This is a genomic window from uncultured Campylobacter sp. (assembly GCF_938030815.1).
Taxonomy (GTDB): domain Bacteria; phylum Campylobacterota; class Campylobacteria; order Campylobacterales; family Campylobacteraceae; genus Campylobacter_B.
Genome location: NZ_CALHII010000063.1, coordinates 1 through 19,353, shown reverse-complemented (window position 1 = coordinate 19,353; position 19,353 = coordinate 1). Strand labels below are relative to the sequence as shown.

Below are 19,353 nucleotides of genomic sequence, written 5' to 3'. Positions count from 1 at the left end.
CAAGACAGCAAAAACTACAAGGTTGTAAACGGACACAGAATCGTTACGATAGACGCCGCTGTAAAAGCGGGAGCGCTATTTTTGATCCCTGAAGCCAAATCCCCTCACGGCGTCGATGTTAGCCCTGACGGCCGCTACATTATCATCGGCGGCAAACTAGATACTCACGCCAGCGTTTATGATTTCAAAAAGATTAAAGAGCTAATTGATAAGAAAGAATACGCAGGCAAGGATCCATACGGAATTCCGATCCTAGATATGCAAAAGACGCTTCACGGACAAGCAGAGCTTGGTCTTGGACCTTTGCATAATACCTTCGATTCGCAAGATGGCGTAATCTATACATCGCTTTACGTTGATAGCCAGATCGTAAAATGGAACTACAAGACGCTAAAGGTTTTGGATAGGATCAACGTCCACTACAATATCGGACACCTTGATTCTATGGAGGGCAAATCCTCAAAGCCTGTCGGCAAATACGTAATCGCACTGGATAAGCTTTCGATCGATAGATTTAATCCTATCGGACCGCTTCATCCGCAAAATCACCAGCTGATCGACATTACAGGACCTAAAATGGAGATGCTTTACGATCTTCCTATCGGTCTTGGCGAGCCGCACGACGTAGTTTCTATCGCAGCCAGTAAGCTTCATACGAAACCTACCTATACTATGGGAACAAACTCTCGTACCGGCAAGCAGCACCCTGCTATGACGCTAGCAGGTCAGGAGCGCATCGAGCGCGACGGCAAAAACGTAAAAGTCTATGCTACAGCGATCCGCAGCCATATTAATCCTGAGCACATCGAGGTTAATAAGGACGATAACGTAACGATCTATATGACAAATTTAGAGCGTGCCGAGGATGAAACTCACGGCTTTACGGTTGATGATTACGATCTGCATATGTCGCTTGAGCCGGGCAAGACTGCGAGCGTAAATTTCATCGCAGATAAAGAGGGCGTATTTCCTTTCTACTGCACAGAATTCTGCTCTGCGTTGCACCTTGAGATGTTTGGATATCTATACGTAAAAGATCCGAATAAAAAATACACTTCAGCTAAAGCTTCTATGCTAAAAGCTCTTAGCCCAGAAGCTCTAAAAGCCGAATACGACAAGGTAGTAGCTACAAATAAAGCCACCGACGACGTTATCCAATCAGTCGTTAAATTCTTAAAAGAGAAAAACTACGAGAAATATCCTAAGGTCAAGGCTTTAGTCGATGACGCGCTGGATCAATACGGCAAAATTCCTGAAACCAAAGCCAAGGCAGACGCCGCGGTAAAAGCCGGCGATATGAATGGCGCGATACTTTGGGAAGGTCAAGTTTGGCAGTATTTAGTAAAAACCGCAGATGTCGGACTTCGCGCTAAAAATAACCTGATCCGCGAGCTCTCCACTCCTATGAGCGAGGCTGCGTCTAACGGCGAAAAGGCTTACCTGCGCGGAGGCTGCAACGGCTGCCACGTCATCGGTCAAGTAAGCTCGGGTCCTGATCTAACGGGCGTCCTACTTCGCCATGAAAACGGCGAGAAATGGGTAGCCGATTTCATCAAAGACCCTGCTAAATTCTACGAAGACGACTACGTTAAGGCAATGATAAATTACTTCAACCTTCGCATGCCAAATCAGCATATGAAAGACGAAGAGATCAAAGATATCATCGAATACCTAAAATGGGTCGATGAGAACGCGGGTCTTAACTAACCCTACTCTCCCCCGCAAGGGGGGAGAATTTAAAGGAGATGAAATGCCAAAATATAAAATTTACGCGATTTTAGCGCTGCTTATTATGACGGTCGCTTTTACCATCCCTACGCTCGGATTTTTTAAAGTCCAAGGCAAAATCGTATCGGGGCAGGTTAGCAGCGTCTCGCAGCTGCCCGCATACTCCGCACCGATATGGAATTTTTATACGAAAGCATCGTATAAAAATCACCTAATTCCTAGTGATGTTAAAAACGATCTAGGCGCGATGCTGGAGCATAAATTTGAAGTGGGCGTACCTAGCATACCGGTGTGGAAAATTTCACTTGAAGCGCCGAACTATCCAAAAGAGGCTTTCCCCGATGGAATTCCACTTTACGTCCACGTTGACGGCTTTAGCGGCGATGTCGGCGAGATGAATACCCTAAATCACTATATCGGCATGTATCCCGTCTGGCGCGGCGGCACGCTCGAGCACTCGCTATCGCCATATTATCTCATAATTGCGACGATAGGAATGCTCGCGTTTTTATACTACGACGGCAAGGGGCAGACTCTGCTTATGATCTTGCCGATCATTGCGCCGCTTATTTTCATCGGCTGCTACGTGGGTTGGCTGTATTGGTTCGGGCACAACCTGCAAGACTGGGGCGCGTTTAAAATAAAGCCTTTTATGCCTACAGCATTTGGCGACGGCAGCGTGGCGCATTTTACTACCCATTCATATCCGGCTCTTGGCTTTTGGCTGATGCTAGCCCTGTCGCTGCTATCGGCGTTAGCTCTACTATCTAAGAAAAAATTCCTACGAGAGCATAGATGAGGCTTTTGCTTCTAGCATTCTCGCTCGCGCTAAGCTTAGGCGCGGGCGAGCTTCAAGACGCGATCGATAGCGCAAAAGCGGGCGATATTATAGAACTAGCCGCGGGCGAGTACCACGGCAATATTTTAATCGATAAACCCCTTACTATCGACGGACTAGACCGCTCCGCCGTGATCATAGGCGATCGCAACGCAACGGTCATCCGCGTCCGCTCTCCGCATGTTACAATCAAGAATTTAACAATTCAAAACGGAGGCTTCGAACATCTTAGCGAGGATGCGGGCATCAACGTAAGCGACGTAAACAGCGTAATCATAAAAAATAATCTCATCAAAGACGTGCTCTACGGCGTCGTGCTAAGCAAGGCAAACGACGTAACGATCGAGGGCAACGAAATTTCAAGCAATACCTACCGCACGAGTTTTAAAGGCGACGGCATCAAGCTTTGGTACTCCAATGTCAATAAAATTTTAAATAACGACGTCCACAACGTCCGCGACACCGTTTTTTACTTCTCAAACGGCAATCTCGTTGCGGGCAACAAAGGCCACAGCTGTCGCTATTCGCTGCACTTTATGAACTCCGGGCACAACGTCGTGGAGGATAACTACTACGACGGCAATAGCGTGGGATTATTTTTTATGTTTTCAAGCGATAATATCGCCAGACGCAACGTCGTGCGCAATGCAGACGGCGCTTACGGCGTAGGCATAGGTATGAAGGATAGCTCAAATTTCAGGGTTACGGATAATAAAGTCGTTTACAATGCCCGCGGATTTTATCTGGATCAATCCCCCTATCAACCGGGCTCACTTAACGTTTTTGAAAACAACGATATCGAATACAACAGCATCGGCGTGCAATTCCACGCCACGCAGCTAAAAAGCGTATTTAAAAACAATAAATTTAAAGGCAATATGGAGATCGTACTGAACGATACGCCCCAATCCAAGCTCTTGCAAAACGAATGGAGTGGCAACTACTTCGACGATTACGACGGATTTGACCGCGACGGCGACGGTTACGGCGACGTTAGCTACAGCTCATACGCCTACGCGGATAGGCTTTGGGCGTATAAACCGAATGTGCGGTTTTTTTACGGCTCCAGCGGGATCGCGCTTTTAAATTTCATCTCCAAGCTAGCTCCGTTTTCAGAGCCTGAGCTACTGCTAAAAGATCCAAAACCTAGGATGAGGCAATGATAAAGAATAGACGCGAAGCGATAAAACTACTCGGCGGAGCGCTTGGGACGCTAGGGGCAGCGAGCTTGTTTGCGGATGGAAATTCTACCAATTCCGCGGGCAGTGAAGTGCAAAATTTAAACGAGCAAAATTCCGTAAATTCCACAGGACAAAATCCAGCGCCGAATTCTATAAAACAAAATTCTAGCGGGGATTCCGCCTCTTTATATCTGCGTCCGCCAGGAGCGCTAGCGGAACGAGGCTTCCGCTCTAGCTGTATCAAGTGCGGTCAATGCGTGCAGGTCTGCCCCTATCACAGCATCTATCTGCTTGATATCACGCATCTTTTTGACATCGGTACCCCGGTCATCGACGCCAAAGAGCGAGGCTGCTATCTTTGCGGTGCGCTTCCTTGCGTGCTCGCCTGTCCAAGCGGCGCGCTCAGCCACGAGACGAACGAGCCTAAAAAGGTCAAAATGGGTATCGCCGTGATTGAAAATTTAAATGCCTGTTTGGCGTATCGCGGGCAGGTTTTAAAACCGGACGATCTGCGCCTAAAGCCCGCTAAGACCGAGCAGGAACGCGAGCTAAACTCCGCGCTGGCGGCGAAAGAGGGCAAACCCTGCGATCTATGCGCGTCGCTGTGTCCTTACCCGCAGCCGCTCGATGCTATCGCGATGATAGAAGCAGGCAAGCATTTCGCCCCGCAGATCCGCAGCGCTTGCGTCGGCTGCGGCGCGTGCGCAGAGCTCTGCCCGGCGCGTATCATCGAGATAATCCCGCGGGCGGATTACAAATCAATCTATGAAGGAAAACAATGAAAAACTCTATTAAATTCTACTTCTGCTCGCTAGCTGCGGCGCTTTTGCTGTGCGGCTGCGGAGATGACGGCAATTCAAGCTCCGCCGCGACAAGCTCCGCAGGGCAAAATTCCGTCTCGCAAAACTCCGCAAGGCAAGGCTCTGCGAGTTCAAATTCTACGCCGCAGAGCGTAGAACAAAATCATACTGCCAAGCCTCGCATCAGCGTTAAAAGCGGCGAAGCGCCCAAGAAGGACGATAAGTTCGTAAGCTACGATTTTTACGGCGAGCGAAAGGTAAATTTTAATCTAAACGGCGATGTAAACGAAACGACCAAAAATATCGTGGCGTATTCGAGCATCAAAAATCAATATGAAAAGCTAAATTTCGACCTGATGAAAAAGCGCCTTGGGCACGATTTTATCCTGCGCTGCTCGGCGTGCCACGACGACTACGCCAACGGCATCATAGGCCCATCGCTTCTAGATAAAACCGACGCGCAGATCGTGGATATGATTAAAAAGTATAAATTTAAAGAAAAGCCTAACCCGCTTATGGTGCAGCTCGTCGAGGGCATGAGCGAGCAGCAGATAGAGACGATGGCGAAAGAAATTTACGAGTTCAACAAACAATTTAAGGAGCAGAAATGAAACCGGGCAAAATTTTAGCTTTGATTTTGGGTGTAGCACTGATCGCGCTGATGATCTTTATGGCTAGTTCGGACGATTCTAGCGCGCCGCAGCAAGAAGTCAAGCCGCAGGTGCAAGCAAAGCCCGCGCCGCAGAGCAAAAGCGTTGATCTCATCGACGATAAGGACGTGAAAAATATTAAAATTTTGCAGCAGAGCGTCAAAGAGCGCGATTTCAAGGTTAGCAGCTCCTATCTGGTAAGCTGCGCGCCCTGCCACGGCGATGACGGACGCGGCAAGATCGCTCCGCCGATCGGCGGCAAGAGCAAGGATCAAATTTTAGCAAGCCTTAAAGATTATAAGGCGGGTAAGATCAAAAACAGCCTGATGAGCGGGCTTTTAACCAACGTAAGCGACGAGAGCCTAGATAAGCTCGCGGATGAAATTTCAAAATTTAAAGAGTAAGTCTTGGATAAATATAATTCGCGATGCACGATCAAAAATACGAGCTTTTTCTCGACCTTCGCGCTTAGAAATAAAAGCGGCAAATGGCGCCCAAGCATTCGGGCTCTGCGCTACGCCACGGTATTTTTGGTGCATCTGCTTTTTGTGCTTTCCTTTCGCGCCGATATTCAAATTTTAGAGGGCGACATCAGCGGCTCGCGAATACTTGGCTTTCACCTAGCAGATCCCTTCGTAACTCTTGAGGTGATCGCCGCGCACAAGGATCTGCCGATAAATCTACTCATCGGCTCAGGCACCATATTGCTGTTTTACTTCATCGCGGGCGGTAAGGCTTTTTGCTCGTGGATCTGCCCTTACGGAGCGCTTAGCGAGATCGGCGAAAAGCTGCATAATACGCTAATTGCCAAGCACGTCATCAAGGAGCGCGCCCTGCCTCGCGGTATGCGATATGCGATCTGGGCGGTATTTTTGCTGCTAAGCGCTATTACTGATTTGCTCGTTTTTGAAATTTTTAACGTAGTTGGAATTTTATCGCGCTTCATCATCTACGGCTTCTCGCTGGCGGGGCTTTGGATCGTTTTTGTGTTTTTGCTCGAAGTATTTTTTAGTAGGCGGGTGTGGTGCACTCATCTATGCCCGCTAGGAAGCACCTATTCGCTTGCGGCGAAAGCAAGCCTAAGCAAGATTACTTGGGATAAAAGCAGGTGCGATCACTGCGGCGTTTGCCAAGATGTCTGCTTCGTCTCGCACGTACTGGATATCACTAAAAAAAAGGCGTCCGAAAACCTGGGCGATAAGAGCAAATTTATGCTAAAAGGGATCGACTGCACGCTATGCGGACGCTGTATCGACGTGTGTCACCAAGACGCACTGAGTATCGGTAATAAGCTAAAAGATATGATCTAAGGAAGCCTATGATAGAGATTAAAAACGTAAGCAAGAAATTCGCAGATCAATTCGTTTTAAAAGATATCAATCTAAATATCGCGGACGGCGAGCAAGTGCTTTTCGTCGGGCAAAACGGCGCGGGCAAAAGCTCGCTGATGCGGACGATTTTGGGCGAATACATACCCACAAGCGGCAGCGTAGCTATCGACGGATTTGATTCGTTTAAGCAGCGTAGCCGCGCGCTACGCGGTATCAGCTTCGTGCCGCAAACCCCACCACCGCTTAAGCTGAGCCTAAATGAGCTCATCTACTTCGCCGAGCGTACGGCTGACGCGAGCAGAGCGGACATAGTAAAATTTTGCGACGAAATGGAGCTTGATCTGAGTTCAAATTTAAACAAACCATTTCATAAGCTATCGGGCGGTATGAAACAGAAATTTTTAATTGCGCTAGCATTCGGCAGAGCTAGCAAGGCGATGATTTTCGACGAACCAACTGCTAATCTCGATCCGAGCGCGCGCGAGCGTTTTAAGACGCTTTTGCACAACCACGCAAAAGATAAGAGCTTGATCTTTATCTCGCATAGGCTCGAGGAAGTGGGAGGACTGGTAAAAAGAATGATTTCAATGGATCTAGGGAGGATCGTAGATGACAAAAATGTTTAAAGCTTTACTTTGCGCACTTATTGCGCTTACGTTTTTAGGCTGCGGCGACGAGAAAGACTACGGCAACGTCCATTATGACAGGGACGTGTGCGAGCACTGCCAGATGGCGATCAGCGATAACCGCTTCAGCGTCGATGTACGCGTGGACGGCAAAAACCACTACTTTGACGACATCGGCTGCTTGGTGGATTTTATGGTTACCAACGACAAACTAAACTGGCTAAAGGACGCCAAAATTTACATCAATGACGCTAGCGGCAACGGCGAGTTTATCGACGCACGCACGGCGCATTTTTACAAGGGCTTTAAAACCCCTATGTCGTTCGGCTGGGGCGCGTTTAAAAACAAGCAAGAGGGCAAGCAAGACTTCAGCTTCGATCAAGTAGTCGCAGCGCTTAAAGCAGGCGGCGGCTCGCACGGCATGGGAATGGGCGATATGGGTCGCGATGCGCACGGCGATCTGGGAAGTATGCACGATCATGGCGATATGGGCGGCATGAAAGACCCTCACTCCGCAGAGCACGGCATGAGCGAACCTAAGCATGATATGGGCGGCGGCGATGCGGGCAGCACGGCGCACCCTCAAGGCGCGCCGCACGATATGGGGCAGATGCACGAGGGCAACGGCACTGCGCACGATATGCATTCGGGGCACGCGCATTAAGGCCGTTTGCTTAAGACGGATTTTAAAAGGCTAGGATTTTGCGCTAAATTTAAAACGTAAAATTTCAGCGCATCGCCCACGCCGCCATAGATGAGATGAATTTTACTTTGCGACTTCTGCGCGAGGCAAAGCTAGGCTTAAAAAACGACCGCAAAATTTCATCTCGCAACGCGGCTAAATTTAACGCGCGGCGCGAGATTTCGTTCTGCCGAATTAAAGTTTACGCAGACGCTCCGGTTTAAAATTTCGCCGTAAATTTAAAATTTATCCGGCGCAGAATTCGCCGCTTTAGGATTTTTAGAATTTCAAAATTTTATGCTGCGGAATACGCCTGGGTTTGAAATTTTAAGAAGCTGAAACTTAAGCGGCCCGTCAAACGGCTAAATTTAAAACTGCGGCAGACGACGGATAGCGGGCTGCGGACGACGCGCTGTTTGAGTACGCTGCAAGGGAGCCGTAAATTTAAAATTTATGCGCGATCCACGGTCGCAGGCGGCGGATAAAATTTCGCCGCCTGTTTAAACACTCGGCGGGCGAAATTTAAAGTCGCGAAATCCGCGCCGCAAAACGAGGCTAAAATTTAAAGACGGCGCATTTAAGCCGCGCGAGAAATCTAAATTTAAAGCGCGCCTAGGCGCAATAAAGGAATATGAATGAAAAATTTACTCACCATCGCCGCTTTGGATATCAAAGAGTCCTTCCGTTCGCGCTGGTTTTTGCTCTATCTGCTGATCTTTAGCGGGCTCGTGGCGGCATTTTTCATCACGGGGGTGACTGACTCGCGCGTGCTCGGTTTTAGCGGGCTTTCGCGACTGCTACTGCTGTTTATTCAGATCTGCATCATCATCCTGCCCGTCTTCGTGCTCGTAACCACCAGCAAGGCGATCCTAGCCGACCGCGACCTAAATATCTTAGAATACCTGCTAAGCTTCCCGATCTCGCAGGCGCAGTATTACTACGGCAAGGCGCTGGGAAGGCTGTTTGGAGTGTTCGTGCCGATATTTTTGTCGCTGCTGCTTGCGATCGTTTGGGGCGCGATCAAAGGCACGGGCATTCCGTGGGCGATCTGCCTGCTTTATACGGGGCTGCTTTTTAGCTTGTGCGCGGCGTTTTTAGGGATCGCATTTTTGATCTGCGCCGTCTCAAAAAGCCAAGAGATGGGGCTTGGTCTCGCATTTTTCGTATGGCTTTTCTGCCTTGCGTTTTTGGATCTCGTGCTGATCGGATTGCTCGCAAAAACGGGAGTGAACGAAAATTTGATCTTTGCGATCGCCCTAGCAAACCCGATGGAGGACTTCCGCATCGCCGCTATCAGCCTATTTGATCCCGATCTTGCGGTCATCGGTACGACGGCGTATTTTATCCTAGATCACTTCGGGCGCGGACTTTTCATCGCCTTTTCGCTGCTCTATCCGATCGCTCTGGGCGCGGCAAGCCTGATTTTGGGCTATTTTATCTTTAGATCGAAGGATTTAGCGTGAAATTTCCACTCATTTTGGCGGCATTTATAGCGCTTTGCGGTACAGCTGAGATGCAAAATTCCGCGGCTCAGAGCTCCGGCTCGGCGCAGAATTTAGGCGCGTCGGATAGCAGGATCTCCGGCTCGGCGCAGAATTCTAAAAGCGTGCGTGAGATCGCGTGGCTTAAAGACGTAAATCTCACCTGCGCCAAATACGGCATCGATACTAGCGCGCACCCTGAATTTCGCGCCTATGCAAGGCTCAAAGACGGCGGCGCGCTCGCGTTTGCCTCGCCCAAGGCGATGTTTGCGTATTTTTTCGAGGGCGAAAATTTGAGCGGCAATAACGGCGGGGCTTCCGCAGAGGAAAATTTGATGAGCAAAAATCCCGCTAGCGGCAATTTCGGCGAGTCAAATTCCACGAACGCAAATTTCGGCAGCGCAGAGCTTTACGTCACCGATTACGCAAGCGGCGAAATTTTGCGGGCGCAGGACGCGTTTTATGTCTTCGGCAGCGTGCTGCAAAGCGCCAGAGGCGACGATCTCATCACGTTTGCCAGACTTCAGGACGCACAAAATTTCATGCGCGAGAAAAAGGGGCATAAAATTTTGCAGTTTCGCGAAATCTCCGCTAGGCTAATCGATTATCTAAGATGATCGAGCCACTTGGCGAAATTTAAATCAAGCTATTTAGTATATTTTATTCATAAAATTTTATCTTTTATTTTAGTGCGCTGTTAAGGGAATTTAAAGCAATTAAAAAATACAATCACGTTAAATTTTATCTATAAGAATTAGATAATGTAGTTTTTCAGTATATTTATTGAGCTCTACATTCTCACTTATTTTTAAAATAAATTTTAAGGAGACAACCATGGCAAACGACAAAATCTCAAAACAAAAAGGCTCACGCAAGAAGGCTGCGACGGATGAAAATTCCGCTGCGAATACGGGAGAAAATTCCGCCGCAGACGCGGTCAAAAGCTCAGCCGCATCCGTTTTTGATAAAAGCGCAAATATCGCTCAAAATTCCGCCGCTAATTCTATAACTTCCGCCTCACATGCTCGCGACAAAATTTCTAAAAATCGCGCCGCAGGTGGGAATTCCTGCGACGAGTGCGACTGCGAAGCCAAAAATTCCGCGCCGGGCGGCTATGATAGCGCAAGCTCTGCTTCAAGCACGAACTTTGCGGCGCGCTCAAGCGCTCAAAGCGCAAGCAACGCTAAAAAATCCGCAATAAACTCTACAATAAATTCCATGGCTGATTCTTTGACAAATTCCATCTCAAATCCTGCGAAGAGCCCAAGCAGCAAAGACCACTTCTCTTGCTCGCACGAGCATAGCGATAACTCCGCAATCCACTCGCATCTACGCGACAAAGATCTTGCGACCCACTCACACGATCAAGAAGAAAACCTCGCAGCTTATTTGCACGAATACGGCACAAATTCTGCGGCGTCTTCGCATGAGCACGACGAGGATTCCGTCATCAGCTCGCACGAGCACGACAAACATAACCATGATCACAAGCCCCACTCTCATCGCGCGATTATTGGATTTGACGAGCACGGCATCCCAAAAGTTTTAGTGCCCGCAGAGGCTAGTCCGCACACACATAAAGACGCGCAGGGCAATCTTTTCGAGCATTTTCACGAGGCAGAATTTACGGCGGATTATATGAAGGCGGTGCTTGAATACAAAAAGACCTTCCCCACAAAGCAAGAAGTACTTGAGAAAACCCCTGATCCCGCCGTGCGCGAAATGATGCTTAGGATGGAGCAGATCGGCGTAGATACGGCGTTTGATCGCTTCGATAAACAGATGCCTATGTGTAGCTATGGACTTACCGGAGTATGCTGTAAGATCTGCAATATGGGACCTTGCAAAATTACTAAAAAGGCTGATCGCGGCACTTGCGGTGCAGACGCCGATCTCATCGTATCGCGCAACCTATTGCGTCAAGTAGCTGCAGGCGTAGCTCAACACGGCGCGCACGCCAGAGAGCTTCTGCTGTCGCTAAAATGGGCGGCGCAGGGCAAGCTAGATCTGCCAATCATAGGCGAATACAAAATCATCAATACCGCCAAAGCTTTTGGAATTCCAACTGAAGATAGAGAGTTAAAAGAGGTAGCGATCGAGCTTGCCGATACGCTTTTAACAGATCTTTCGCAAAGTAGCGGCGAGTATAAAACTATCACTGCGCTCGCGCCCAAGGAGCGTCAAGAAGTATGGCGGAAGCTAGATATCTTGCCGATTAGTGCGTATAACGAAGTCTTTGAGGCGTATCACCGAACGGGTGTAGGCACGGATGGAGACTGGCGCAGCGTGATGCAGCATCTTTTGCGCTGCGGGCTTGCTTTTACCTTCACCGGCGTAGTAGCTGCGAATATCGCTACGGATGCGCTATTTGGTGTAGGAGATCGCGTAACTTCCAAAAGCAATATGGGCGCGCTTAAAAAAGGCTGGGTCAATATCGCCGTGCACGGACATCTGCCGACATTAGTAAGCCTAATAGTAGAGATCGGAAATTCTAAAGAGTACCAAGACAAGGCTCGCGCAATAGGCGCGCAGGGGATCGCATTTTACGGCGTGTGCTGTTCTGGACTATCGGCGATGTATCGCAACTGGGGCGTCGTACCGCTCTCAAACGCCGTAACTGCCGAACTCGTCATAGGCACGGGAGCGCTTGATCTGTGGGTCGCCGATGTCCAAGATGTCTATCCTGCGATCATGGACGTGGCTAATTGCTTCCAGACCAAGGTCGTTACCACAAGCTCATCAGCTAGGCTTCCCGGAGCCGAGCATATAGGCTACGATCATCACCATAGTAATATCGCCGAGACTAGGAATTTGGCGCGTAAAATTCTAGACCGCGCATTGCAATCTCACGAAAAGCGCAAGGGACTGCCGGTATATATCCCGCCGTATGAAGTCGAGGCCGAAGTGGGCTTTTCGGTAGAATTCGTCCATAAGCACTACGGCGGTATGGAGCCGTTAGCGCACGCGCTAAAAAGCGGTGAAATTTTAGGCATCGTAAATATGGTCGGCTGCACCAATCCTAAAGTGCCTTATGAGCGCGCTATCATAGATGTCGCACAAACCCTAATCGAAAATAACGTCCTAATCCTAACCAACGGCTGCGCGTCGTTCCCGCTAATGAAGCTGGGCTTTTGCCAAAAAAGCGCGTATAAAAAAGCAGGCGCGTCGCTGCGGGCATTTTTAGAAAAAGATGAGCTTCCGCCGGTATGGCACGTGGGTGAATGTATCGATAATACCCGCTCCAGCGGAATTTTCGCAGGTATCGCAGGAGTGCTGGGCAAAAATCTCTACGAGCTGCCGCTTGCCTTCACCTCTCCCGAGTGGGCGAACGAAAAGGGCGTCGATGCCTCGCTCGGATTCCGTCTAATGGGCATCGACTCGTATCACTGCGTCGAGTATCAAATCCACGGCTCCGCAAATGTCATACACTTTTTCAAAGAGGGCACTAGGCGGGCGCTTGGCTCTGTGATGCACGTAGATACCGATCCGGTCGCGCTCGCACTAAAAATGGTAAGTGACATGCGCTTAAAACGCAAAGCTCTAGGCTGGCAGTAGCGACGGACGGATTCATTTCGCATCGCATTTTAAGCGATGCGAAATTTCATGATAAAATTTAACCTCTCGCGGGCAAATAAAATCCCGCGTCCAAACGGCAAGTAAAATTCTACGACTAAGTGGCTAGCAAAACCGGGGTCAAATAAAGAGAAAATTTTCGCGCCGCATCCGTTTGTGAAATTCTAAATCAAATCTTCAAATCCTACGTAAAATTTCGCCGCGCGCTGTGTCTGCTGCTAAATCGGCGGAATTTAGCCGGGCAAATTCCGCCATCAGGCTCAAGTCTATCTTTCTCGAACATATGAAATTTTAAAATTCCATCTTGGCGTAAATTTCGTAGGCGCTCATCTGAAATCCGCAAGCTAAATTTTACTAAAAGCCTTATTGCACGGAGCTGCACGCCATTAGATCTCGCCCGCATGTATGAAAGTTGAAATCATAAAAATTTAATATGATATGTGCTAAAATGCCATATTTGTTTAAGGATTTAGATGCATAAATCAAAGCCGCTGCAGTCTTTGCGTCATCATCGATAGAAAATGTCGCACGAGGAGGAGGCACTACTGTCAAGCCCTGCGTTTCGCAGCTTGAGGCGGTGCGGCAAAAGCGCGTCTATGCTGCGCCGCAAACATTTTAGGCTGGAACCGATGGGCGCGGAGACGACACTATAAATCTTGCAGGCGGCTAAAATTTCCATCCGGATCTTTTCTAAAATATTGATCTTGGAGCTATCACGAAAGAATTTTACTGCAAGCCTTTCGCCTACGAGCTAGAGGGCAGAATTTAAAGCGAAATTTTAAGCGTGTTTCAACGAGGCAAAATTTCAAAGATTAAATTTAAGGCAAAAGATAAAATTTAAAGCAAGGGAAGGTATGAAAAATTTTAAATTTATGCTCGTGCTGCTGATACTAGCGACGATTGCGACGATCGCGATATCGCTTTGTATAGGGCGCTTCGGCCTAAGCATCACCGAGGTGCTAAAAGCGCTAAGCGGCGGCGAGGTAGCGCAAAACGTCCACAACGTCGTCATGCAGGTGCGCCTGCCGCGTATCATCGCCGCGGTGCTCGTGGGCGCGGCGCTGGGCATCAGCGGCACGGCGTATCAGGGCGTCTTTAAAAACCAGCTCGTCTCGCCCGATCTCTTAGGCGTCAGCGCGGGGGCTTGCGTGGGCGCTGCGATCGCGATCCTGCTTGATCTAAATATCCTTTTGATCCAGCTTTTCGCCTTCGTTTTTGGGCTTGCGGCGGTTTGCATTACGCTTCTGATCACACGCGCGCTGCGTTCGAGCGCCACCATAATGCTCGTGCTTGCGGGCATCATCGTAAGCGGTTTGATGGGCGCGCTGATCGGATTTTTAAAATTTATGGCAGATCCCGAGACGAAGCTTGCAGACATCGTGTATTGGCAGCTAGGAAGTCTCGCGAAGGTCGATCCCTCCGTGCTAGCGATGATAGCTCCGGTGATGGGGGTTTGTATCGTGATCTTGGTACTGATGAGCTACCGCATAAACGTCCTATCCATGGGCGATGCGACAGCGGCGAAGCTGGGCGTAAACGTCGTCATGGAGCGGGGCATCATCATCGTCTGCGCGACGCTGCTAACCGCAAGCAGCGTGTGTATCAGCGGTATAGTCGCGTGGGTGGGGCTTTTGATGCCACATCTAACGCGCATGATCGTGGGCGTGAGCAACACCAAAGCGATCCCCGCGAGCATATTTTTAAGCGCGATCTTCGTGCTCATCGTAGACGACGTAGCGCGCAGCATAAATCAAAGCGAGATCCCGTTAGGCGTGCTTACGGGCTTTATCGGCACGCTATTTTTTATATTCATCCTGCTTAAAAACAAAAGGAAGCTAAATGGTTAGGGTTGAGAGCTTAGACTTCGGCTACGTAAAATCCGCCCCTCTGACGCTGCGCGACGTGAATTTCAACCTCGAAGCGGGCGCGATGCTGACGATTTTGGGTCAAAACGGCGCGGGCAAATCGACGCTTTTAAATTTAATCAGCGGCACGCTTACGCCTCTGCGCGGTAAAATTTCAATCGATGGCAAGGATATGGCGAGCCTCAGCGCCAAAGGGCGCGCCGAGATCATCGGCTACGTCTCGCAAAGCGAGGTCTGCGAGTACGACTACAGCGTCTTTGAGTACGTTCTGATGGGGCGCACGGCGCATATCGGGATCTTTTCGCAGCCGAGCGAAAACGACTACAGGCTTGCGCAGCGCTACATGAAAATGCTTGAAATTTGGCACCTAAAAGACAAGATCATCACGCGCCTAAGCGGCGGCCAGAGACAGATGGCGTCCATCGCGCGCGCCCTTTGCAGCGAGCCTAAGATCGTGATCTTCGACGAGCCCACCTCGGCGCTCGATTTTGCTAACCAATACAAATTCCTTCGCGCCACAAAAGAGCTTCTCAAAAATGGCTACACAGTCGTTTTAGCCACGCACAATCCGGACTTCGCGCTGCTTTTGGGCGGATACGTCGCGCTCGTAAAAGGCGGCGGCGAGGTCGCATACGGCAAGGCCGAGCAGATCATAAAGAGCGAAATTTTAAGCAAACTATACGATCTGAAGCTCGACGTCAGCTATAACGAAAAGGTCGGTCGCGTTTGCTGCTTGACGTATCCGTTTTGATCCTAACTTCGCGGACGAGCTAAGCTCATCCTTGCGAGCGGGAGTGCAAGCACTCCCTGCACCTGAGCGGAGCAATACAAGCAAGCGTTAAGACGCTTGTGAAGTCTCCGCGAAAGATAGTCAGAAATTTTACTGCGTAAAATTTTAAAATTTATCGGTTTAGCTTCTCGGTTCGAACAAGATCCGAGCCTGCGAGCGGGGTTCTACCCCGCACCCCGCTAAAGTTACGGCAGGCTAACGCCTGCACTTTTATCGGTTTTACTTCGCGGACGAGCACAGCTCGTCCTTGCGACGGGGAGCTTCACTATTTCTCGCAAAGACTAGGAAGCGCCCCGCGCTTCCTTCGCATTGCTTCGCTCGCCTAAAGTTTTAGAAATTTTACTGCGTAAAATTTTAAAATTTATTGGTTGGCTTCTCGGGGTAGTTGGCTGTGTAAAATTTTGAATTTATAGTTTTACTTCGCGGACGAGCACAGCTTGTCCTTAAATATAGAAGCTTCTTAAATTTAAAATTTATCGCTTCGGCTGTGCGGAGCAAGAGGACTTAATAGGCGCTAGTAGCGGTAAAATTTTAGCCTCTGCGGCGGAGTTTTTACGGCGGCGAAATTTTAAAATTTCAAAGCGAGCAGTGGAGTCGGAATTTTAAAATTTGCTCTGAATTTTAAGCATAAAAATCAAAATTTATCGTTACAATTACGTAAAATTTTTAAGGAGTAAAAATGAAAAAAATAGTGTTTTTAAGCGCAGCTGCGGCGCTTGCCGTAAATTTGAGCGCGCAGGAAAATAGCCTTGAGATCTACGCGAACTCCGCCTTCTTGCACCAAAACTTCGGCGCGCAAAAATCAAACTTCAGCGTGAACGTGCCGGAGTACTTGGATATCCGCAGCATCGAGATTGTGGGCTCTTGCGAAGTGCGCGAATTGTCTTTGGAGAAGAGTGAGCCCGTGAAAAACGCGGAATTCGCCAAAAAAGAGGCGGACGAAAAGAGCTTGCGCGAGCTAAGCGACCGTCTGGTCGCACTTAAGGCGCAGCAACGCTTTTTAAGCGACTTTTCAAGCTTAAAAGACAGAAGCCTGGCAAGCTTAAAGGCGGATTCGCAAAAAATTTACGACGAGGTCTTGCTTGTAGCGGGTGAAATTTCAAAGACGGACGAACAAATCGGAAAGCTCAAAGAGAAAATTTCAAAATACCGGATCAAGAACGAGCGCCGCTTAAACGCGAACTTTGGCTGCGATCCGAGCTTCGTTAAGATCAATTACCCCGTTGACGTAAGCGCCTACACGCACAACGAGCTCTCCGCAGATCTTACTAGCGGCAAAATCGAGGTCGCGCAAAAACTCTCGGTGCAAAATCCGCTAAACGCCGAGCTAGCGAATTTAACGATCGCGCTGTATCCTTACGAGTACTCCTCGCAGACCGCGCCGCAGCCGTTTTACCCGTGGTATGAGGGCGAGCCTATGGAGCCTGAGCCCGCGGCGGCTTATAAAAAGGGCGTGATGCTAGAGGTGGCGGATATGCAGAGGGCGCCCGCGGCGGAGGCGAGATCGTCGTATGCAAGGATGGGCTCGAATATCGAAAGCTCGCTCTCAAAGGTATGGAAAATTAGCGGCGTGAGCCTCAAGGCGGGCGAGGCGGGCGAGTTTAGCTTCGATAAACAGAGTCTGGATGCGAAATTTGATCTGCTCATCGACGGCTACGGCAGCGAGGCGGCCTACGTGCGGGCTAAATTTATCCCCGAAAGAAGCATAGAGGAGAGCGAAACGCTAATAAGGCTCGACGGCGTGCAGATCGGGCTCGTGCATCTAGGCTTTGCCGCAAACTCCGAGGCTACGGCGTATCTGGGTAAAAACAGCCTGATCGAAGTTAAAAAAGAGCAGGCGAACAATTTCACGAAAAACTCCTTTTTCGGCGGCGAAAGTAAAAATTCCATGGCTTGGGATTACGAGATCAAAAACGGCTCCAAGCGCGCGTGGAACGTGGTTTTGCAAGAGCGAGCGCCCGTTTCGACGCACGAAGACGTAAAGGTCGCGCTGAAAAACTCGCCCGAGCAAAATAGCCTCGGCAAGGACGGACTGCTTAGCTGGGACTTCGAGCTAAAGCCGGGCGAGAGCAAAAAGATCCACTTCGGCTACGAGCTAAGCAAACCGAAGAAGTAACGAGCTTTGGCGCGGCGCGGTTAAATTTTGCGCAACGGAGTAGCTTTTTACGGCGCGGTTAAATTTTGCGGGCGTAAAACTAAGGCGCGGCTTTAGAATTTATCTAAAATTTTTGGCGCCGCGAGAACCAAAATTTAAATGTTGCGGCGATTTAAAATTGGCTAGCGCGAGATATGAAATTTAGCCATACAAAGAGGGTTTGGCGCGGTAGATAAATTTTGAACATCGTTAAAATTTATCTCAAATTTAGAAAGGGCAAGGTCGATGAACGCAGAGCAAAGGTATAAATTTAACTGGGCGGCGGGATATGCGTTTGCTTCATTTGCCGCGTTAAAGGATCGTAATGAAATTTCACAAACTTAAATTTAAAATCCTAGCCGCGGCACTACTTTTCTGCGCCCTGTTTATCCGCATCGTGCCGGATTACTCCGCTTCGCAAGGCTCCTGCGTAGTTACTATTTTTGGCTATTACAAATATCAAAAGGGATATTGTCTAAAAGAGAATAGAATTCTGAGCAACGAAGAACTACTTCAAAATGCCGCTATAAATTATTTTAAAAGATATCACGACTATGAAGTTCTGCGAAATACCATTATCGATGAGCACGATATAAAAATTTTCGGCCATAGTTTTTATACGGCGCACATCTCCAAGCTCTATCTAATCGGCGATTTTAATGAAGAAAACTGGTTTGATTTTTTGATTGAAAATACCGACAGGAAGAGTTTTGATTATGAGATAAAAGACAAGACGCAAATAGATATCTCCGATCTATCAAAATATTTTGTGTATAAGGATGAATTTTTGGGCTTTAGACAGCCTATTATCTTATCGGAAGAGAAAAATCCGCTTCATGGTGGAAAAATGTTTTTAGAAAAATCGTTTTTAATAAAAGAGAATAAATTTTTTGTGAATTATGCCAGACCTGGTTATATAAGTTGGTATATCGAGCTTAACAATAAAGAAGATTTAACAAAAATCAAAAGCAAAGAAAATTTAATGCGAATAAAAAACGAATATGAGAACTTAGAAAGCTTTAACAAAGTCTTAGCTTATACTCATATGAAGCATTTGCGACGTAAATTCTCATACGATAATTGCGGAAATATAGATTTTGATATCAAAGCTCCGGCGGAACAGGAGCTGGATATGTGGATTCACGGCGGATAAAGTTAGTCGAAATTTTATCTTAACGAATGTAACCGAAAAAGGATAAGAGATGAGCAAAAAAGAAACTGATTTGAGATTAGAATTAGAGGGCAATTACGGAGCCGATATATTGAGTTATTATTTGTGGGGGAAGAAAACTCCTCCTGGTCCGAAAGAATTAGCCTCTAACGAATGGATGGATAGAAAAGGACTGATATGAAATTCTACAGGTCTATTAAATTTAAAGCCCTAGCCGGCACGCTGCTTCTGGCGGCGATACTCTGCGCCATATTTATTCGAATAATTCCCGATTATTCCACTTCACGAGGCTTCGCGATAGTTACTACTTCCGACTACAACAAATACAAGCAAGGATACTGCCTAAAAGAGGATAGAATTTTACCCAAAGAGGAGTTGTATAAAAGAGTAGCAGGAGCGTATTTAGATTATGATATAAAACTAGATTGGATGATTGACGATTACAAATTTAAAACCTACGGTAGTTTTTGGCATAGTAGATACGAGGTTGCATACTATGAACT

At 48.3% G+C, this 19,353-nt stretch carries 17 protein-coding genes and 1 pseudogene; all 18 read left to right on the top strand.

Annotated elements, in window-relative coordinates; all coding sequences use genetic code 11:
• On the top strand, positions 1–1,707 hold a 1,707-nt coding region (locus Q0277_RS02365), incomplete at its 5' end, for a c-type cytochrome (RefSeq protein WP_297995201.1).
• Between the two features lie 43 nt (positions 1,708–1,750).
• Positions 1,751–2,527 (top strand): hypothetical protein, encoded by a 777-nt coding sequence (locus Q0277_RS02360; RefSeq protein ID WP_005870834.1) that lies wholly within the window; start codon positions 1,751–1,753, stop codon positions 2,525–2,527.
• A complete protein-coding gene (locus tag Q0277_RS02355; RefSeq protein ID WP_297995198.1) occupies positions 2,524–3,729 on the top strand; it encodes a nitrous oxide reductase family maturation protein NosD in 1,206 nt (401 codons plus the stop codon). The genes Q0277_RS02360 and Q0277_RS02355 overlap by 4 nt, the downstream gene beginning before the upstream one ends.
• The gene (locus tag Q0277_RS02350) at positions 3,726–4,529 is read left to right on the top strand and encodes a 4Fe-4S dicluster domain-containing protein (RefSeq protein ID WP_297995195.1); all 804 of its coding nucleotides are present in this window, start codon (positions 3,726–3,728) and stop codon (positions 4,527–4,529) included. Before Q0277_RS02355 ends, Q0277_RS02350 begins: the two co-directional genes overlap by 4 nt.
• A complete protein-coding gene (locus tag Q0277_RS02345) occupies positions 4,526–5,158 on the top strand; it encodes a hypothetical protein (RefSeq protein WP_297995193.1) in 633 nt (210 codons plus the stop codon). The genes Q0277_RS02350 and Q0277_RS02345 overlap by 4 nt, the downstream gene beginning before the upstream one ends.
• Entirely contained in the window at positions 5,155–5,601 is a 447-nt protein-coding gene (locus Q0277_RS02340) for a cytochrome C (protein WP_297883279.1), read from the top strand. The genes Q0277_RS02345 and Q0277_RS02340 overlap by 4 nt, the downstream gene beginning before the upstream one ends.
• 3 nt (positions 5,602–5,604) lie before the next feature.
• Positions 5,605–6,507, top strand: a complete 903-nt coding sequence (locus Q0277_RS02335; RefSeq protein ID WP_297995189.1) for a NapH/MauN family ferredoxin-type protein — start codon at positions 5,605–5,607, stop codon at positions 6,505–6,507.
• Positions 6,508–6,515: 8 nt separating this feature from the next.
• Positions 6,516–7,154: an ABC transporter ATP-binding protein gene (locus Q0277_RS02330; protein ID WP_297995187.1), complete on the top strand. Its 639-nt coding sequence runs from the start codon at positions 6,516–6,518 to the stop codon at positions 7,152–7,154.
• A complete protein-coding gene (locus Q0277_RS02325; protein ID WP_297995185.1) occupies positions 7,138–7,818 on the top strand; it encodes a hypothetical protein in 681 nt (226 codons plus the stop codon). The genes Q0277_RS02330 and Q0277_RS02325 overlap by 17 nt, the downstream gene beginning before the upstream one ends.
• Positions 7,819–8,471: 653 nt before the next feature.
• Positions 8,472–9,299, top strand: a complete 828-nt coding sequence (locus Q0277_RS02320; protein WP_005870848.1) for an ABC transporter permease subunit — start codon at positions 8,472–8,474, stop codon at positions 9,297–9,299.
• Entirely contained in the window at positions 9,296–9,934 is a 639-nt protein-coding gene (locus tag Q0277_RS02315) for a nitrous oxide reductase accessory protein NosL (protein ID WP_297995183.1), read from the top strand. The genes Q0277_RS02320 and Q0277_RS02315 overlap by 4 nt, the downstream gene beginning before the upstream one ends.
• A gap of 217 nt (positions 9,935–10,151) precedes the next feature.
• Positions 10,152–12,872, top strand: a complete 2,721-nt coding sequence (locus tag Q0277_RS02310) for a carbon monoxide dehydrogenase (RefSeq protein ID WP_297995181.1) — start codon at positions 10,152–10,154, stop codon at positions 12,870–12,872.
• 872 nt (positions 12,873–13,744) lie between these two features.
• Entirely contained in the window at positions 13,745–14,737 is a 993-nt protein-coding gene (locus Q0277_RS02305) for an iron ABC transporter permease (RefSeq protein WP_297995180.1), read from the top strand.
• A complete protein-coding gene (locus Q0277_RS02300; protein WP_297901394.1) occupies positions 14,730–15,506 on the top strand; it encodes an ABC transporter ATP-binding protein in 777 nt (258 codons plus the stop codon). The genes Q0277_RS02305 and Q0277_RS02300 overlap by 8 nt, the downstream gene beginning before the upstream one ends.
• Positions 15,507–16,224: 718 nt before the next feature.
• The gene (locus tag Q0277_RS02295; RefSeq protein WP_297995179.1) at positions 16,225–17,661 is read left to right on the top strand and encodes a DUF4139 domain-containing protein; all 1,437 of its coding nucleotides are present in this window, start codon (positions 16,225–16,227) and stop codon (positions 17,659–17,661) included.
• A 343-nt stretch (positions 17,662–18,004) separates the two neighbouring features.
• A complete protein-coding gene (locus Q0277_RS02290) occupies positions 18,005–18,832 on the top strand; it encodes a hypothetical protein (protein ID WP_297995176.1) in 828 nt (275 codons plus the stop codon).
• 49 nt (positions 18,833–18,881) lie between these two features.
• Positions 18,882–19,031, top strand: a complete 150-nt coding sequence (locus tag Q0277_RS02285) for a hypothetical protein (protein WP_295098417.1) — start codon at positions 18,882–18,884, stop codon at positions 19,029–19,031.
• A pseudogene (locus Q0277_RS02280) lies at positions 19,028–19,353 on the top strand (hypothetical protein); the annotation flags it as partial. The gene Q0277_RS02285 and the pseudogene Q0277_RS02280, both read left to right, overlap by 4 nt.

Bases quoted from the DNA above. Each gene is read 5' to 3' on its own strand.
- Q0277_RS02305 (WP_297995180.1), top strand. From the start codon at position 13,745: ATGAAAAATTTTAAATTTATGCTCGTGCTGCTGATACTAGCGACGATT.
- Q0277_RS02355 (WP_297995198.1), top strand. From the start codon at position 2,524: ATGAGGCTTTTGCTTCTAGCATTCTCGCTCGCGCTAAGCTTAGGCGCG.
- Q0277_RS02340 (WP_297883279.1), top strand. From the start codon at position 5,155: ATGAAACCGGGCAAAATTTTAGCTTTGATTTTGGGTGTAGCACTGATC.
- Q0277_RS02320 (WP_005870848.1), top strand. From the start codon at position 8,472: ATGAAAAATTTACTCACCATCGCCGCTTTGGATATCAAAGAGTCCTTC.
- Q0277_RS02325 (WP_297995185.1), top strand. From the start codon at position 7,138: ATGACAAAAATGTTTAAAGCTTTACTTTGCGCACTTATTGCGCTTACG.
- Q0277_RS02345 (WP_297995193.1), top strand. From the start codon at position 4,526: ATGAAAAACTCTATTAAATTCTACTTCTGCTCGCTAGCTGCGGCGCTT.
- Q0277_RS02350 (WP_297995195.1), top strand. From the start codon at position 3,726: ATGATAAAGAATAGACGCGAAGCGATAAAACTACTCGGCGGAGCGCTT.
- Q0277_RS02330 (WP_297995187.1), top strand. From the start codon at position 6,516: ATGATAGAGATTAAAAACGTAAGCAAGAAATTCGCAGATCAATTCGTT.
- Q0277_RS02295 (WP_297995179.1), top strand. From the start codon at position 16,225: ATGAAAAAAATAGTGTTTTTAAGCGCAGCTGCGGCGCTTGCCGTAAAT.
- Q0277_RS02310 (WP_297995181.1), top strand. From the start codon at position 10,152: ATGGCAAACGACAAAATCTCAAAACAAAAAGGCTCACGCAAGAAGGCT.
- Q0277_RS02360 (WP_005870834.1), top strand. From the start codon at position 1,751: ATGCCAAAATATAAAATTTACGCGATTTTAGCGCTGCTTATTATGACG.
- Q0277_RS02300 (WP_297901394.1), top strand. From the start codon at position 14,730: ATGGTTAGGGTTGAGAGCTTAGACTTCGGCTACGTAAAATCCGCCCCT.
- Q0277_RS02285 (WP_295098417.1), top strand. From the start codon at position 18,882: ATGAGCAAAAAAGAAACTGATTTGAGATTAGAATTAGAGGGCAATTAC.
- Q0277_RS02290 (WP_297995176.1), top strand. From the start codon at position 18,005: ATGAAATTTCACAAACTTAAATTTAAAATCCTAGCCGCGGCACTACTT.